General features: G+C 38.3%; 11 protein-coding genes and 2 pseudogenes. 12 read left to right on the top strand and 1 reads right to left on the bottom strand.

Translation table 11 applies throughout. The annotated features are described in order from the left end of the window. Positions 1-53: 53 nt before the first annotated feature. Positions 54-1013, bottom strand: coding sequence for a site-specific tyrosine recombinase XerD (gene xerD, locus NXX38_RS04525; protein WP_074558044.1), 960 nt, complete (start codon positions 1011-1013; stop codon positions 54-56). A gap of 73 nt (positions 1014-1086) precedes the next feature. Between xerD and aroQ the strand changes: the two genes are divergently transcribed. The 12 genes and pseudogenes from aroQ to NXX38_RS04465 all read left to right on the top strand — a co-directional run bounded on the left by aroQ (position 1087) and on the right by NXX38_RS04465 (position 18478). Continuing rightward, positions 1087-1506 carry a type II 3-dehydroquinate dehydratase gene (aroQ, locus tag NXX38_RS04520; protein WP_004311171.1) on the top strand — a complete coding sequence of 140 codons (420 nt, stop codon included), beginning with the start codon at positions 1087-1089 and terminating at the stop codon, positions 1504-1506. 38 nt (positions 1507-1544) lie between these two features. Continuing rightward, on the top strand, positions 1545-3002 hold the full coding sequence (gene pyk, locus NXX38_RS04515) for a pyruvate kinase (protein WP_148365624.1): 1458 nt from the start codon (positions 1545-1547) through the stop codon (positions 3000-3002). 18 nt (positions 3003-3020) lie between these two features. Further along, the gene (locus NXX38_RS04510; protein WP_258978668.1) at positions 3021-3677 is read left to right on the top strand and encodes an O-methyltransferase; all 657 of its coding nucleotides are present in this window, start codon (positions 3021-3023) and stop codon (positions 3675-3677) included. Between the two features lie 16 nt (positions 3678-3693). After that, a complete protein-coding gene (rbfA, locus tag NXX38_RS04505; RefSeq protein ID WP_004296522.1) occupies positions 3694-4026 on the top strand; it encodes a 30S ribosome-binding factor RbfA in 333 nt (110 codons plus the stop codon). 17 nt (positions 4027-4043) lie between these two features. After that, positions 4044-5270 carry an FtsX-like permease family protein gene (locus tag NXX38_RS04500; RefSeq protein WP_258978667.1) on the top strand — a complete coding sequence of 409 codons (1227 nt, stop codon included), beginning with the start codon at positions 4044-4046 and terminating at the stop codon, positions 5268-5270. Between the two features lie 867 nt (positions 5271-6137). Beyond that, on the top strand, positions 6138-6689 hold the full coding sequence (locus NXX38_RS04495) for an RNA polymerase sigma factor (RefSeq protein WP_074635427.1): 552 nt from the start codon (positions 6138-6140) through the stop codon (positions 6687-6689). A gap of 161 nt (positions 6690-6850) precedes the next feature. Next, entirely contained in the window at positions 6851-7969 is a 1119-nt protein-coding gene (locus tag NXX38_RS04490) for a FecR family protein (RefSeq protein ID WP_258978666.1), read from the top strand. Positions 7970-8131: 162 nt separating this feature from the next. Then, positions 8132-11522: pseudogene (locus tag NXX38_RS04485) on the top strand (TonB-dependent receptor). Positions 11523-11533: 11 nt separating this feature from the next. Then, positions 11534-13480, top strand: a complete 1947-nt coding sequence (locus NXX38_RS04480; RefSeq protein ID WP_074558034.1) for a RagB/SusD family nutrient uptake outer membrane protein — start codon at positions 11534-11536, stop codon at positions 13478-13480. Positions 13481-13512: 32 nt separating this feature from the next. After that, positions 13513-15153: a SusE domain-containing protein gene (locus NXX38_RS04475; RefSeq protein WP_148365620.1), complete on the top strand. Its 1641-nt coding sequence runs from the start codon at positions 13513-13515 to the stop codon at positions 15151-15153. A 100-nt stretch (positions 15154-15253) separates the two neighbouring features. Then, positions 15254-16817 (top strand): annotated as a pseudogene (locus NXX38_RS04470) (DUF4832 domain-containing protein). Positions 16818-16828: 11 nt separating this feature from the next. After that, positions 16829-18478: a DUF4832 domain-containing protein gene (locus tag NXX38_RS04465; protein ID WP_309569411.1), complete on the top strand. Its 1650-nt coding sequence runs from the start codon at positions 16829-16831 to the stop codon at positions 18476-18478. Positions 18479-18558: the final 80 nt, after the last annotated feature.

Genomic DNA, 18558 nt, shown 5'->3' with positions numbered 1-18558 from the left:
AGATATTAATTCTTAATATAAATATATAGATAAGGGGCTGATTTTATCATAATTTAATGAAATAACTCCTCTTTTTCTTTCCGGTACTTGATATTTCGCGGGTGATGCTCAATAATCTCACTACGAAGCATGTTGCGGTCAATATGTGTATAGATTTCCGTTGTAGCAATAGATTCATGTCCGAGCATGCATTGAATAGCTCGCAAATTGGCTCCACCTTCCAGTAAATGAGTGGCGAAGGAATGCCGGAAAGTGTGCGGACTGATGTTTTTGGTAATACCTGCTTTTTCCGCTAATTCTTTTATCATGTGAAAGATCATAATCCGGGAAAGTCCTTTGCCTCTCCGTTGGCTGACGAAAACGAAATCCTCATGCCCTTTTTTAACTTCAATTTGATTGCGGTCTGGTATGTAAAGTTTTATTTCATTAATGGCTCGCGGAGAGATGGGGACGAGGCGCTGTTTGCTTCCTTTTCCTTCTACTTTGATAAAACCTTCATCAAAATAAAGGTCGGACAGCTTGAGAGTGACAAGCTCCGATACGCGAAGTCCGCAACTGTATAATGTCTCTAAAATAGCTCTGTTTCGCTGTCCTTCGGTTTTGCTGCGGTCAACGGCAGAGATGATCCGGTCAATTTCCTCCACAGTCAGTACTTCAGGAAGTTTAAAGCCTATTTTAGGTCCTTCTAACAACTCACTGGGGTCTGCTTCCAAGTAGTCTTCAATGATGAGAAAACGGAAGAATGATTTGATTCCTGATAAGATGCGGGCCTGTGAACGAGGGTGAATGCCAATATCGTGTAATCCGGCTGCAAAATGTTGAAGATCAGATAAACATACGTCTAATATATCTATCTTTTCCTGCTTCAAAAAACTCATCAGTTTGTTCAGATCCGTAAGATAGGCATCCAGCGTATTAGGAGATAAAGACTTTTCCAGTTTGAGATACTGCTGATACTTCCTGATTATCACGCCTTGTTGTTCCTTCTTCTTCTTTTTTTCGTTGATTTCCATTTCTTTTTTCTACCTTTGCACCTTGAAATATTGTTCTTTGGATACAAAGGTATATAAAAAACAGGATTGCGCGATGAAGATACAAATTATTAATGGCCCGAATATTAATCTGTTGGGTAAGCGTGAACCTTCCATTTACGGAAGCGTTACATTTGAAGATTACTTGGCTGATCTTCGCAAAAGATACGTTGACGTGGAGATCGACTATTTTCAATCGAATATTGAGGGTGAAATGATAGACTGTATACAGCAGGTGGGATTTGATGTGGATGGCATCATTCTGAATGCAGGTGCGTATACACATACTTCCATAGCTTTGCAGGATGCTATTCGCTCTGTGACGTCTCCGGTGATTGAAGTACATATTTCCAATGTGCATAGTCGGGAGTCTTTCCGACATGTGTCGATGATTGCTTGTGCTTGCAAGGGAGTGATTTGTGGCTTTGGGTTGAATTCGTACCGTTTGGCCTTGGAAGCTTTGTTAGATAGATAATAAATAAGGTAATATAATATATAATAGGTAGAAAGACTATGTTATTGAAACAGACTAAAATTGTGGCTTCCATCTCGGATAGACGTTGCGATGTGGATTTTATAAAACAGTTGTTTGAAGCTGGGATGAATGTGGTGCGTATGAATACAGCGCACGCTAGCCGTGAAGGTTTTGAAGCTTTGATTGCAAATGTACGTGCTGTGTCCAACCGTATTGCGATCTTGATGGATACAAAAGGTCCGGAAGTTCGTACGACGGCTAATGCAGAACCAATTCCATATAAGACAGGTGATAAAGTAAAGATTGTAGGTAATCCGGATTTGGAGACAACCCGTGAATGTATTGCTGTTTCATACCCGAACTTTGTGTCCGATCTGAATATCGGTGGTACGATCCTGATTGATGATGGTGATCTGGAACTGGAAGTTATTGATAAGACTAACGATTATTTGTTGTGTGAAGTCAAGAACGATGCTACTTTGGGAAGCCGTAAGAGCGTAAATGTTCCGGGTGTTCGCATTAATCTTCCTTCATTAACGGAAAAAGACCGTAACAATATCCTTTACGCTATTGAAAAGGATATTGATTTTATCGCTCATTCTTTTGTACGCAATCGTCAGGATGTGCTTGATATTCGTGAAATTCTGGATGCTCATAATAGTGATATCAAGATTATTGCTAAGATTGAGAATCAGGAAGGGGTAGATAATATCGATGAAATTCTGGAAGTGGCAGATGGTGTAATGGTGGCCCGTGGTGACTTGGGTATCGAAGTGCCTCAGGAACGTATTCCGGGGATCCAGCGTGTACTGATTCGCAAATGTATTTTGGCAAAGAAGCCGGTAATCGTTGCTACTCAGATGCTCCATACGATGATAAATAACCCTCGTCCGACTCGTGCGGAAGTGACTGATATTGCTAATGCAATCTACTATCGTACAGATGCATTGATGTTGAGTGGGGAAACTGCTTATGGTAAGTATCCGGTAGAGGCTGTGAGAACAATGACTAAGATTGCTGCCCAGGCTGAAAAAGATAAATTGGAGGAAAATGATATCCGTATTCCATTGGATGAGAATAGTAATGATGTTACGGCATTCCTTGCTAAACAGGCAGTGAAAGCTACCTCTAAACTAAAAATACGTGCCATTATTACTGATAGCTATAGCGGACGCACTGCCCGTAACCTGGCAGCTTTCCGTGGAAAGTATCCGGTGTTGGCTATCTGTTATAAAGAAAAGACGATGCGTCATTTGGCTTTGTCTTATGGTGTGGAAGCTATCTATATGCCGGAACTGGCTAACGGGCAGGAGTATTACTTTGCAGCATTGCGTCGTTTGTTGAAAGAAGGTCGTTTACAGCCTTCTGACATGGTTGGTTATTTGAGTAGTGGTAAGGCGGGAACGAAAACATCATTCCTTGAAATTAATGTGGTGGAAGATGCTCTGAAGCATGCAGAGGAGACTGTATTGCCTAATAACAACCGCTATTTGTAATTTGTAAGAGCTACTTTTATGCAGGAAACCGAATCGATAGACGAATATATTTTGCAGCATATTGATCCCGAGAGCGATTACTTGAAATCGCTCTATCGGGATACGCATGTAAAGCTCCTTCGTCCTCGTATGGCTTCCGGGCATTTGCAGGGACGGATGCTGAAGATGTTTGTAGCAATGATTCAGCCTCGTCAGATATTGGAAATCGGAACGTATAGCGGCTACTCCGCCCTTTGTTTGGCGGAAGGTCTGCCGGAAGGTGGACTGTTGCATACGTTTGAGATCAATGATGAACAAGAGGACTTTACCCGTCCATGGTTGGAAAAATCACCATTTGCCGATAAAATTCGTTTTTATATCGGTGATGCTTTAGAACTTGTTCCGCGTTTAGGTGTTACCTTTGATATGGCTTTTATTGATGGTGATAAGCGTAAGTACATTGAATATTACGAGATGACGTTAGTGCATCTATCTGCAGGCGGATATATCATTGCTGATAATACTTTGTGGGACGGTCATGTTCTCGAACAGCCTCGCAACACGGATGCACAGACGATTGGTATTAAAGCCTTCAATGATTTGGTAGCGGAAGATGTGCGAGTGGAAAAAGTGATATTGCCTTTACGTGACGGATTAACGATCATAAGGAAGAAAATAGTAAGTAGTAAATCGTAAAATAGTAAATAACTTTATGGAAACAACCAGACAGAATAAGATATCTCGCCTGTTGCAAAAAGAACTAAGTGAGATATTCCTGCTTCAAACAAAGTCCATGCCGGGTACACTGGTCTCTGTTAGCGCAGTTCGCATTAGTCCTGATATGAGTATTGCCCGTGTCTACCTCAGTGTTTTCCCTTCAGAGAAAGCAGAAGAGATGGTGAAGAATATCAATAACAATATGAAATCCATTCGTTATGAGCTTGGGACTCGTGTACGTCACCAGCTACGTATCATTCCTGAACTGAAATTCTTCGTGGATGATTCATTGGATTATATTGAGAAAATAGATTCATTGCTGAAGTGAAATAACTCATTGCAGAGGTGAACTTTCCTTTTTATATAGCCAGGCGTTATCTTTTTTCAAAGAAAAAGCATAATGCTATTAATATCATATCCGGCATTTCCGTATGTGGGGTGGCTCTTGCTACACTTGCTTTGGTTTGCACTCTTTCTGTTTTTAATGGTTTTCAGGATATGGTGGCCAGCTTTTTTACGGCTTTTGATCCGCAATTGAAAATTACGGTCCGTGAAGGAAAAGTCTTTGATGCGCAAGATAAGCGGATTCGCGCTGTTTGTGCACTTCCTGAAGTAGAGGTGTTTACAGAAACACTCGAAGAAAATGCAATGGTGCAATACAAGGATCGGCAAGCTATGGTTGTATTAAAAGGTGTGGAGGATAACTTTGAAGAGTTGACTGCTATAGACAGTATACTCTATGGCGCAGGTGAATTTCTTCTTCATGACTCTATTGTGAACTACGGGGTCATGGGAGTGGAACTGGTTGCGACTTTGGGTACAGGTTTAGAATTTGTTGATCCTCTTCAGGTTTATCTACCCAAGCGAAATGCCAAAGTGAACATGGCAAATCCCGGCGCTTCTTTTAATCGTGATTATCTGTATTCTCCAGGTGTCGTATTTGTGGTGAATCAGCAAGAATATGATGGAAAATATATTCTGACTTCTCTTGATTTTCTTCGTCAGCTTCTGGATTATACAACAGAAGTCTCTGCGATGGAATTGAAATTGAAACCTAATGTAAATACTTCATCGGTACAATCTAAAATAGAAAACATACTAGGTGATGATTTTGTTGTTCAGAATCGTTATCAGCAACAGGCAGATGTTTTCCGTATTATGGAGATAGAGAAACTAATCTCTTATTTGTTCCTCACTTTTATTTTAATGATAGCCTGTTTTAATGTGATAGGCTCTCTTTCTATGTTGATCTTGGATAAGAAGGATGATGTAGTAACTTTGCGGAGTCTTGGAGCTAGTGATAAACTCATCTCCCGAATATTCCTCTTTGAAGGACGTCTCATTTCTCTTTTTGGCGCTATCTCCGGTATTGTCCTGGGCTTAATCCTATGTTTTATCCAACAGAAATTTGGTATAATTTCATTGGGAGGCGGTGGTGGTACTTTTGTTGTAGACGCCTATCCTGTCAGCGTTCATGCTTGGGATGTGGTACTTATTTTTATCACCGTTTTGGCAGTCGGATTCCTTTCTGTGTGGTATCCTGTACGTTATTTAAGTAAGAGGCTTTTATAAATCAATACTTGGGGCTTTCAAAAGTCCCGATGCTTTCTGATTGCTAAAAGCATCACTTTAAGTGACCATACAGGAAATGTTGAGAACATACCCTTCACTCTTCACCTTTTCTTCGAAATCCTTTATTCATCAGCGATAGCGGGTGAAGGGGCACTCCTTCACCTCGTATTTAATTAAAAAATTGAATTGTACCGGATGCAAATGCATGAATGTTGATTGAGTCATTCTTTTATGTAATTTAGTAATAGCTTACATGTAGTCTATTACTGGATAAGTTGCTTTTGCTCCTATGCAAACTTCTTTTGGTCTAGGAGTAAAGTTGTTTTTCAATGGATGCAAACTATAAATACAAGTTTTGTTTTTATAAATGAAGCTTGCGTTTATAAAAACAAAGCTTGCATTTATATGATCAGAATTTGCGTTTATAGTTTCCATACTATCGGAAATAACTTTATTATTAGACGAAAGTAACTTTACTCCTAATGAAACAGAAGTTATCTATTAATAGATTGGAGATGAAGTAGTGGGCAACAATGACCAGTCAACTAAATTGAAAAAGAACCACTAGAGTAAGGACGGTACAACGTTCAGAGAGAGAAATTCGGTGAAAAGAAGAGCCTTCACCCGCTACCATCGATGAATAAAGGGTTTCGAAGAAAAGGTGAAAGGTGAACTCCATGTTTGAAAACTTATTGCGTGAGGCGTAAAAGAATCTATCTCTGATGGCACGTCCTGCCAAGTTACTTTTTAATCTTTCGTAATTGATAACTTTTAATCCGTTTTTGTGGTTTTTATTTTTATAATTGCTGATATACTACTATATTTGGCACAATTTTGTTAATTAGAAATAATCTGTAAAACACTTCCGTGAAACCTGAAAGTAATGACATAGACAGAATTATAAACAGTGATGAAGCGGCTTTTTGCCGTTTTATGGAACGTTATTCTTCACGTCTATATCATTATGTTTTTGCTTTGATTGGTCAAAAGGAACCGGCTGAAGAGGTTGTAAGTGATGTTTTCTATGAGGTTTGGAAAAACAGAAAAACCTTGGGTGGTATAGAAAATATGAATGCCTGGATACAGACGATTACTTATCGGAAAGCTATTTCTTATTTGAGGAAGGAAACGGGAAAAACTGAATTATCGCTTGACGGTATAGGGGATTTTATATTTGCTCCTATCCAGTCACCTGACGAGGCGATGATTAGTAAAGAGGAGATGGAGAAAATAAACAATGCTATCCAACAGCTACCACCTAAATGTAAACATGTCTTTTTCTTGGCGAAGATAGAAGGGTTACCTTACAAAGAGATTGCAGACATATTAAATATATCTGTGAAGACTATCAATAATCATATTGCTTTTGCTTTAGAAGAAATTGCTCAAAATCTGAATCTGGTTTTGCGTAAGAAATGATTGAAGACTTACTGTTAATTGTTTGTATTTTAAGGATTTAATTATTTAAAGGAGCTTCTTGCTATTTTTACTTTTCGAGAAAAATAGAAAAAGTTCATTTTTAACTAGGAGATTTTTTTGAATGTTGCGTCTTTATTTATAGAACAACATTAAAGAAGATTATGGACTTAAAAGGATACCATTGCCTTGCTGATTTATTTGGTAAACTGAATTCTCAAGAAAAGCTTGAGGATGATTTTACTACTATACCTGAAGGCGGGAAACTGAAATTCTTTTGGGAAAAATGCGGGCATGAAAAGATTGATGCTTCTTCTATAATAGAGCGAACTAAACAAAAAATCCGGAGAGATGTAATGAGGCGTCGAAGAAATTATTTCTTAGTAGCTTCTGCTTCTGTCGCAGCTTCTATTTTAATTTGCATTTCAACCATCTACTTCTTAACTCATAGTGAAAACACTAATTTAGATTTTCAGGCTATTGCCGAACAGATGGACAGCCAGTCTGTTGAAGAAGTGACTCTTATCACTGCTAAAGAACAGCTCAATTTGGATGAGGATGCTTTTGTTACCTATTCAAAAGAAGGAAAGGTTACTGTTAATTCTAAAGTAATAAGAGAAAAAGAGGAAAAGAAAGTAAAGGTCGAACCGGAATATAACCAGTTACTTGTTCCCGCAGGGAAAAGAGTGCGGGTTGAACTGTCTGACGGAACCCGATTGGTTGTCAACTCTCAATCAAAAGTGATTTATCCTTGTCGTTTTAATGGAGATATTCGTAAAATATATGCCCAGGGAGAGGTGTTTCTGGAAGTTGCTCATGATAAGCAACACCCTTTCATTGTAGAATCTGAAGATTTCAAATTACGGGTATTAGGTACGAAGTTTAATATTTCAAACTACAAGGGGGAGGCAACTAATATTGTATTGGTGGAAGGTTCTGTTGAGGTGACCGATAGGAATGAGAGAAAAGCGCAACTGGTACCTAGTGATTTGCTGAATATAGCCAATGGCGCAATTGCCTATCAGAAGCAAGTGGACGTAGCCGAATATATTAGCTGGGTGGATGGTGTCATGTTGTTAAATGGTAATGATTTATCTCATATTATTCAGAAGTTGAGTATTTATTATGGCATTCCTATTCAATGCGAACCGATGGTAGGTAAAGAAAAGGTTTATGGAAAACTGGATTTGAAAGATGATATTGATGAGGTGATTGAATGTATCCGGCAGACAATCCCTATTGAAGTAGAAAAAAGTGATACTAGTATATACTTGAGTAAATAATGACAATTTAATTAATCTTATAAAACCAATATAGCCTATGAGAAACAGATAATACTATTCATGATACACAAAAAAATCGGATAAATATTGCCGTATTTACCCGATAGTAATTCCTTGAGTTAAATCAATAAATCCAAAATTGTTAACCTAAAAGAAATTTTTATGGTAAAGAAAAGTATTTTTTTACACTTAAAGAAAAGACTTAAGCTTTTTTGCATTATAAACGTCTTTTTTATGATTCCATTTTCTTCATTCGGTGCTAATTCTATTAGTTGGAATTCCGAAGAAGATCTATTCTCAGTACAGTATGAGAATGCTACAGTTAAAGATATTTTAGATTATATCGAAAAACATAGTAAATATATTTTTATATACTCTGCTAATGTTCAGAAAAATCTGAATAACAAAGTCTCCATTTCAGTTTCCAATAAGAAAATAGATGCTGTGTTAAAAGAGCTGTTTTCAGAGACAGGACTGAATTATAAGATGTCGGGAAGACAAATTACTATTTCGGTGCCAGAAACTCCTAAGGTACAGCAAACTACACAGCAAAAGGGTATTAAGGTAACAGGTAACGTTTCAGATGAAAAAGGTGAGCCTTTGATTGGTGTAACAATCATTTTGAAAAATGATTCTACAGTACATGCGTTGACAGACATGAATGGTAATTATAGTGTTATTGTTCCTGAAAGAAAATCTGTACTTTCTTTTCGATATATTGGTTTTGTTCCTAAAGAAGAGGTTGTTAATAACCGGAAGGTTGTTAATGTACAAATGGTAGAAGATGTTGGTCAATTAGATGAGGTTGTAGTGGTTGCCTATGGCGCACAAAAGAAAGAGTCTGTTGTTGGTTCTATCACAACGATTGAACCTGCTAAGTTAAAGGTTTCTACTACTCGTTCAATAAGTAATAATCTGGCTGGTACAGTTGCCGGTGTATTAGCTGTGCAACGTTCTGGTGAACCGGGATATGATAATTCTTCTTTCTGGATTCGTGGTATTAGTACATTCCAGGATGCCGGACAAAACCCATTGGTTTTGATTGATGGTATAGAACGCGATTTGAATAATATTGATCCTGAAGAGATAGAATCTTTTTCTGTGTTGAAAGATGCTGCTGCAAGTGCTGTTTATGGAGTGCGGGGAGCTAATGGTGTTATTTTAATTAATACAAAACGCGGACAAGTTGGTAAACCTCGTGTGACTGTAAAGGCTGAATTTGCAGCTACACAGCCAGTTAAACTTCCCGAGTATTTGGGTGCGGCAGATTATATGCAGGTTTTGGATGATATCTTGATGGATACAGGACAACAGCCTAAATATACAGATCGTATTGCAAAAACTCGTGCAGGTTATGATCCTGATTTATATCCGGACGTGAATTGGATGGATGCAATTGCAAATGATTATGCTTCGAATCAGCGTGTAACAGTAGATATTTCTGGTGGTACAGAGACATTACGTTATTCTTTTGTTGCTGCTGCGTATAATGAACGTGGTATTTTGAAACGTGATAAAAGTTATGATTGGGATCCTACTATTAAATTGCAACGTTATAACGTTCGTTCTAATGTGGATTTGAAATTAAGTCCTACTACGCAATTACGTTTTAATATTGGTGGATATTTGCAAGATAGAAATTCTACAACGAAAGATATATCTCAAATTTTCCAGAAAGCGTTCGTTGCTGTTCCTCATGCTTTCCCTGCACAATATTCCAGTGGGCAGATACCGACAACAGAGGAGCCAAACGTTTGGGCATGGGCTACTCAAAGTGGATATAAAAGAAGAAGCGACAGTAAGATTGAAACACTGTTTTCTGTAGAACAAGATTTGAAATTCTTACTTCCGGGATTGAAAGTAAAAGGTACATTCTCATTTGACAGGTTTTCTTCAGGTACTGTTTCTCGTGGAAAGACACCGGATTATTATGTACCTGCTACAGGACGTGATGATGAAGGTAATTTGATTATAGCATCAAAATCCAATGGTACTAATTTCCTGGATTACTCAAAAAGCGGTGATTATGGAAATAAGAGCGTATATATGGAAGCTACTTTGTCTTATGACCGTACATTCGCCGAGAAACATTCCGTTGCTGCAATGTTATTGTTTAATCGTCGTAATTATGATGATGGAAGCAAGTTGCCTTACCGTAATCAGGGATTGGCAGGACGTGCATCTTATACCTATTCGGGTAAATATGTAGGTGAATTTAATTTTGGCTATAATGGTTCTGAAAATTTTGCCAAAGGTAAACGTTATGGTTTTTTCCCTTCAGGAGCTATTGGTTGGATTGTATCGGAAGAGGCATTTATGCAACCATTGCGTAAGGTCATATCTAAATTGAAATTGCGTGCGTCCTATGGTCAGGTAGGTAATGCTAATTTAGGTGGACGCCGTTTTGCATACCTTTCTACAATTACTGATGACTATGATACATTAAACATGTATAAATGGGGATTGGATAGCAGTTATGGCTTAACTGGTATGGCAGAAGGTGAGTTTGCAGTACAAGATTTGACATGGGAGATTGTTAATAAGATGAATTTGGGGGTTGAGCTAGGTTTCCTGAATGGTATGATTGATTTGCAATTAGACTATTTCGATGAACGCCGTAAAGATATATTTATGCCACGTGAGTCTGTTCCGATGACGGCTGGATTTATGGAAGCAACCTTGGAAGAATTTTGGAAAAGTGACTAATCAGGGCGTAGAAGTTTCTTTAAATGTTAATAAACAGTTTGGCAAAGACTTATTTGTCAGCTTAATGGGAACATTTACCTATGCTCATAATGAAATAACAGAAAAGGATGAACCTAGTGCAGTAGTTGGTACTAACCGTGCTGAAACAGGACATCCGGTAGGGCAATTAACTGGCTATATAGCAGAAGGTTTGTTTACAGAAGACGACTTTGAAGACGTAAGTACAGGTAAACTGAAAGAAGGAATTCCGACTCAAAGTTTTGTAGGTAAATTACGTCCGGGGGATATCAGATACAGGGATGTCAATGGTGATGGTAAAGTGGACGTATTTGATAAATCTCCAATCGGAGGAACAAAAGATCCGGAGATAGTATATGGCTTTGGACTGAATATGAAATATAAAGATATAGATTTTGGGGTTCTCTTTCAAGGAATAGGCCGTAGTTGGAATATATTAGGATCAAGCATTATTCCGGGTGCCAATAGAGGAGTGACAGGCAATATGTTTACTAATGCAAATGATCGTTGGACTGTAGACAACCCAAGTCAGAACGTATTTTATCCGCGTTTGGATGACGGTATAAATAGTAATAATAACCAACCATCTACATGGTGGCTGCGGAATATGAGTTTTTTACGTTTAAAAAACATTGAACTTGGTTATTCTTTACCAAAGAATTTGTGGAGAAATACTACAGTTATATCGGGCATTCGTCTTTTCGTGAGAGGAACAAATCTTTTAACATTCTCAAAATTTGATTTGTGGGATCCGGAAGTCGAGAATACTACAGGGGCTGCGTACCCAATTATGAAATCGTTATCTGCAGGTTTTGAAATTAAATTCTAATAATAGGGCATATGAAAAATAGCATATTAAAATTTATAGTATTAAGTATTATTACGACATTTGCTTTTTCTTCTTGTTCTGATTATCTGGATAAGCAACCGGATGACCAGTTGGACTTAGAATCAGTATTTGAGAATAAAAAGAATATGGAACGTTGGCTGGCATATGTTTATCGCGGCCTGCCTGAATATTATACTTATGATGGTCCGGATGCCATAGCTGATGAACTGATTCCTTCGGTTGGTTGGGAAGCGCAAGGATTTAAAGCCATTCAATATCAAAAAGGTAACTGGACAGCAGACAATCCCGGAGTAATTACTTATTGGAATACTTATCCTAAATATATCCGTTCCGCTTATTTGTTTATTAAACATGCTCACCCGCTGGAGGCTGTACCGGCTGAGGAAGTGGACTTTATGAAAGCTGAATGTCGTTTCTTTATAGCTTATTATAATTCTATGATGGCTATAGCTTATGGTTCGGTTCCCATTATTCGCGAGGCTAGTGAAAGTACTTCGGCTGATGATCTGATGTTGAAACAAGAGCCGTTTTATAATGTAATTGATTGGGCAGATCAAGAAATGCTGGAAGCTTCAAAACAATTGCCTGCCACTCAAACTGAAGATAAGAAATATGGCCGTGTGACTTCTGTTGGATGTTTGGCAATGCGTGCGCGTATGTTATTATTTGCTGCTAGTGACTTGGTGAATGGTAATCCTGCATTGGCGAATATAAAAAACATTGATGGAACTCCTATCTTTAATTCTGCACATGATCCGGAACGATGGAAAAGAGCAGTAGATGCTTGTAAACTGGTTATCGATGAGGCGGAAGCTGCTGGCTATCATTTGCATTATGAATATTTGGATAACGGTGATATTGATCCTTTTCTTTCTTATCAGAATGCAGTGATGAAGAGATGGAACGAAGCAAACAGAGAATTACTGTTTGTTCGTACAATGGATTCCGGTGGATGGTATGATAAAAACTGTATTCCACGTGGTTTGGGTATTAATGGAGTGGGAGCGATCGGAATAACCCAATCTTTGGTTGATGCTTTTTTCATGAGAAACGGTCAAAGACCTATTATAGGCTATAATTCGGATGGTTCTCCTAAAGTTAACCCTGATGCTAATTATTCAGAGACAGGCTTTAGTACGCAAAAAGAGACTTATTCTACAAAGTGGCAGTATGGGTCTTCAGAAGGAGATCGTAATAAAGATGAAAATGTAGTTGTAGATGCCAATACATATAAAATGTATTGTGACCGCGAACCTCGTTTTTATATTTCAGTACTGCATAACGAACAATGGCATATTGGTGGTAAGAGAAATACAGATTTCTATATGGATGGTAAAGACGGTGGTCCTTCTCACGACGCTCCATGGAGCGGCTATCTGGTACGTAAGAGAGTAGACCCATCTGCAAATCCCAAAGAAGGCAGTGGAGATTATAAAAACCGTCATGGTGCATTATGTCGTTTGGCAGAGATCTATTTAAGTTATGCTGAGGCGTTAAATGAATATAGCATTGAGAAGGGCACTTATACTGCTAATCAAAAAGAGATTCTGAAATATGTCAATTTGATTCGTGAGCGTGCGGGTATTCCTGAATATAGTGTTTCAGCTGAAGAAGGCAAGATAACAGCCCCATCAGATCCTGTAGAAATGCGCGAGTTAATTCGTCAAGAAAGGCGTGTGGAATTGAATTGTGAATCTGGACTTCGTTTTAATGATCTGCGTCGCTGGAAATTAGCCGAGAAAGTATTGGATGGTGATTTTTATGGCATGAATGCTTATATTAAAGTATCCGATGCGGACTATAGAAATAAATATTATACTCGTACAGTATATCAGACACGTAAATTTATAAGCTATTGGTGGCCTATTCCACAGGACGATATTGATAAGAATTGGAATTTGGTACAAACTCCTGACTGGACCGTCGGGAACCAATAAATAGTTATAATATTAATATATTGAATATAGATATGAAAAACGGATATATATTTAAGAAGAACCTTTTACGGTTCTTCTTCCTGACACTTGCTTCGTGTTTCATAGTAGCATGCAATGATGATGACGATGCTACTAATTCGCTCGACAATCGTACAAGTTTAGTTCTTACTCCTTCTGATTATGAAATAGAACTCAAGGAAGATACCCCGGATGAGGTTGCATTGACGTTAAACTGGACGGAAGCTGACCCAATAGGCTCTGACTATTATATTTCCTATCTTTATAAAATGGATCTGGAAAATAACAGTTTTGGAACAAACACAATGATAAGGGAGTATATTGATGATGATTTTTCTAAAAGTTATACTCATAAAGAATTGCAGAGTTTATTGGTGTCAAAGTGGAAGCAGCAGCCTGGTGATTTAGTAAAGTTACAAGCCCGTATTATCGGTTCTGTAGAAGGGCCTAAGTTTGTAAAACCGGAAGTTTCTACAGTTACTATAAAAGTAAAGATGTATTCTGAAAAGACTTTTGTAGCAGACCATCTTTATATGTCAGGCACAGCTGTTGATGGTGAAGATATTGAAATCTTGCCAATGGAAAGTCAGCCGAAGCGTTATGTTTCCATTTGTGACTTGAAGGCAGGTAATCTTCACTTCCCGATTGTTTGGAAAGATGAAAATAAGATTAATGCCATCTCACCAGTTGCTGCAGAACAACAGATAACTGATGGAGCAATGGAAGCTAAAATTAAGGGGATAGATAATGCTGGATATTGGGTGATTCCTGAAGATGGGCAGTATCGTGTAGTGGTAGATTTTGAAACACGTACCGTTACTATAGGTTTGGCTAGTAATTTTATAGAAGCTGATAAAATCTATATTGCCGGAACTTGTGTTAGCGCAGATGTAGAGATGACTCGCACGATAGAAGATGAAAATCAATATGCGTTCCATGCAGAACTGCAACCAGGTACTATTTATTTCCCGATCTTGTTTAATGGACAGAAAGATATGGCTATTGCTCCGGAAGAATCAGGCGATTTTACAGATGGTACAGCAATGAATATCTCGACAATGAGTCCGGAAACAGCTGCGCTTGGTTATCATTGGAATATTAAGATTGCGGGTGTCTATCGTATTGTGATTAACATAAATACTAAAAAGGTTACGATTTACTCCCCCGAAACAGATCCTAAACCAATGGTTGTTTCGTGGACATGGAACAATAATACGGTGACTACCACTATTGAAAGAGTCTTTATTTGGGGACCATACGATGGATGGGCTAAAGATGGCACTGGTGATACAGGATTCACTATGGCTCATTCTATGACACCTAGTTTGGCAAATCCTTATTTGTTTATATACAAAGGAGCGGAGTTACCCAGAAAGAATTCCATTAAAGATAAAGATGGAAATGCACATCCGGGTGGATTGAACTTTAAAGTCGGACCGCAAAGTGCAGGTTGCTATACCTTTGGCTCAACAGCAGATGCCATCAGAGGATCTTATGACGGTTGCCTTGATATTGCAGAGAGTGACTACAATCAAAAACAGACTGTAGTCGGTGGACAAGCTAACAACCGCTATGCTTTCTTTAGTGTACCTGTAGGAGTTAATTACATAGAATTAGATATTAAAGAACTGACAGTATTCTTTGATAAGAGATAATCAAGCAGGATAATATTAAGAGTGCTATATCAATCTCGTGATTTTTATATGAATAAAGAGAACAATGATATAGCACTCTTTAAAAAAAACAATTAGTAGTATGGTTGTAAGAAAGATTAGTTATTATAGAGTAATTGTGTCTCTTTGTCTGTTTATGTTCCTTTTATCTCCTGTTTTCGGAGACGAGAATTCAGCCGTTTCATTTGATAAGGAACTATCAGAGAATAACATAGTTACGATTCAGCCTGATTCTTTGCGTATTCTTCATAACCCGCTTACAGGATGGGTGCTCTATGCAAGTATGGGAGTGGATGCTGCGGATTTTTGGGCACAGTATGACCATATGTATATTCCTGAACTGGGACACAATGTTAGTGTGACAGATTATGCTCATACGCTTTATATTCGCGCTAGTTGGACAGATTTTAATCCACAGGAAGATGTATATGGTTGGAAAATTGATTCTAATTTGAGAGCATATATTGAAGGAGCTTATCAGCGGAATATGCGTTTGGCATTTCGTGTTGTAGTTGACAGTCGTGATAAGAGAACAGAATTTACTCCTCAATTTGTAAAAGATGCCGGTGCAAAAGGATTTATGAATAAAGGTAAATGGTCACCTTATTCTGACGATCCTGTTTTTCAGAAGTACTATACTAAATTTGTGAAGGCTCTGGCTAAAGATTTCAACGATCCTTCGAAAGTTGAATTTATAGATGGATTTGGACTTGGGAAATGGGGAGAATATCATACAATGATTTATTCAACAGGTGATGATACTCCAAAGAAAGCTGTTTTCGATTGGGTGACAGATATATATTCTCAAGCTTTTGATAAAGTTCCGGTAGTAATTAACTACCATAGATGGATTGGTGCGGGAAAAGATTGGGTAGATGATGAACATTTTGCTGCTGACAGTGAAGAAATGCTGGAAGAAGCAATCAAGAAAGGATATTCATTACGTCATGATGCATTTGGTATGACAACCTATTATGGCAGTTGGGAACGTAGGTTTGCAGAAAAATATCGTAATATATGCCCTATTATTATGGAAGGTGGCTGGATTGTCAAATCACATAATTATTGGCAGGATCCTAGAGGATATCGCAAGGATTCACACGAGGACGTAAGACGCGGTGAGTTTGATGACAGCAAAGAGGCACATGTCAATATGATGGATTTTCGTTTTGGTGATACAGAGTCCTGGTTTAAAGATGCTTTTGATTTAGTACGTCGATTCCTTCGGGAAGGGGGGTATAGGCTCTATCCCAGTGAAATCTCTTTGCCGTTAGAAGTCTCTAAAAAAACAACGCCGACTATTAAACATTGCTGGAACAATCTGGGATGGGGGGTACTGTCCTACTAATATTCCGCAATGGAATCAAAAATATAAAGTAGCTTTCGCTTTGCTTGATTCTGAAACGAATGAGGTGCGATATACATTTGTGGATACGGATACAGATTTATCCAAGTGGATAAAAGGAAGTCCCGCTGAGTATGTATTTGAGCCGGATATGTCCAAAGCTGAAACAGGTACTTATGTTTGGGCTGTGGGCTTGGTTGACCGGAGTAATAAAGATCTCGTAGGGCTGGATATTGCCGCCAAAGGGGATATATTGGATTCGGGCTGGTTAAAATTGTCGAAAGTAAGCATAAATAAATAAGAGCTATAGGTATGAAGATTAATTTTCAAAATATGTGCAGTTTGAGAAAAATAAGTTGCGGGCTTATTTTTTCTATGGCTATATCATTAGTCGCTTGTGGCAGTGATAATGATGAAGAAGGAGGTGATAATGGTGATGATGGTTTGGTAGAAGATACTTCTATTCCTGGGAACAGCATTGTCACGGTAAAGCAGAATCGAAATATCATTTTGCATAATCCTCTTTCCGGATGGGTATTATATGCGGGTATTGGTGATGGTTTATCTTCCACATTCTGGCAGGATTATGATAATTTCCCGTCATCGGAAGGCACTGTAAAGGTCTCTGATTATGCAAATACCTTATACCTTCGTGGTGCCTGGGCTGATTTTAATCCTGAAGAAGGAAAATACGCATGGAATTCTGATTGTGATACCCCTTCGGCTAAGCGACTGAAGATGTTGATAGAGGGAGCTAAGCAAAGAAATATGAAATTGGCCTTTACTTTTGTGGTGGATAGCCGTGATAAGCACTATAATTTTACTCCGAATTTTGTAAAAGAGGCTGGCGCGAAAGGATATGAAACACAAACAGGTTCAGTAAAAGTATGGTCTCCCTATCCGGATGATCCTATTTTCCAGAAATATTATGAGAAATTTATCAGGGCTTTGGCTAAGGATTTTAATGATCCCGACAAAGTACAGTTTGTAAGTGGTTCAGGATTTGGAAAATGGGGAGAGTATCATAGTGTATGGTACTATCAGGTGCGTGAGTTGGGAAAACCGGAGCTGCCGACTCGTGAGGCTGTTTTCGATTGGGTGACAGATTTATATTCTCAAGTATTTGATAAAGTTCCTGTGTTTGTAAATTATCATCGTTGGATAGGTACAAGCAAGGAATGGGACGGCAATAATTATGATAAGGATACTGAAAGATTAATAGGAAAAGCAGTAGCTAAAGGATATTCATTACGTCACGATGCGTTTGGTATGAAAACTTACTATTCTACTTGGGAACGCAATTTTATAGCCAAGTGGAAGTATCTCGTTCCTGTAGTAATGGAAGGTGGCTGGGTGAAAAATTCTCATGGAAACTCGATTCAGGGAGATGGATATGCCAATTATGCAGAAGTACGTCTGGGTGAGTTTGATGAGGCTAAAACAGCCTGCGTCAATATGATGGATTTACGCTATAATTCAGACTTTCGCAATGGAGAAACTTATTCATGGTTTAATGAAGCTTTCCAATTAGTTAAACAATTCTGTACAGAAGGAAGCTATCGTTTATTTCCGGACAGAATTTCTTTGCCTACAACTATCTCTAATGGTAAACAGATTGAAATAGCGCACCGTTGGAATAATTTTGGTTGGGGATATTGTCCGACGAATATTCCCCAGTGGAAGAATAAATATAAAGTGGCTTTTGCTTTATTGGACACCAAGAATGATAAACCGAAGTATGTATTTGTTGATGGAGAACCGGAAGCTTGTGATTGGGTGAAAGGTACGGCTAAATCATATACGTTTACAACCCGGGTTGAAGGCGTGGAGGCAGGTAAATATATGTGGGCTGTTGGTATTGTTGATACGACAAAGCAGAATGAGATTGGAATTCACCTTGCTGTGAAGAACAATGTAACATCTGCCGGATGGTTGAAATTATTTGAAGTTACCGCTCGGTAAGTCATAGTCAATTGCTACGAGATACATTAATTGTTGGAAATGAATGTATTGGCAGGGCATAGTTCTCCGGCTCGTTGGGC

This window comes from Bacteroides sp. BFG-637 (assembly GCF_024793605.1).
GTDB classification, from domain to species: domain Bacteria; phylum Bacteroidota; class Bacteroidia; order Bacteroidales; family Bacteroidaceae; genus Bacteroides; species Bacteroides vicugnae.
Note: the sequence above shows the minus strand (reverse complement) of the source record. Positions and strands in the feature narration are given on the sequence as shown.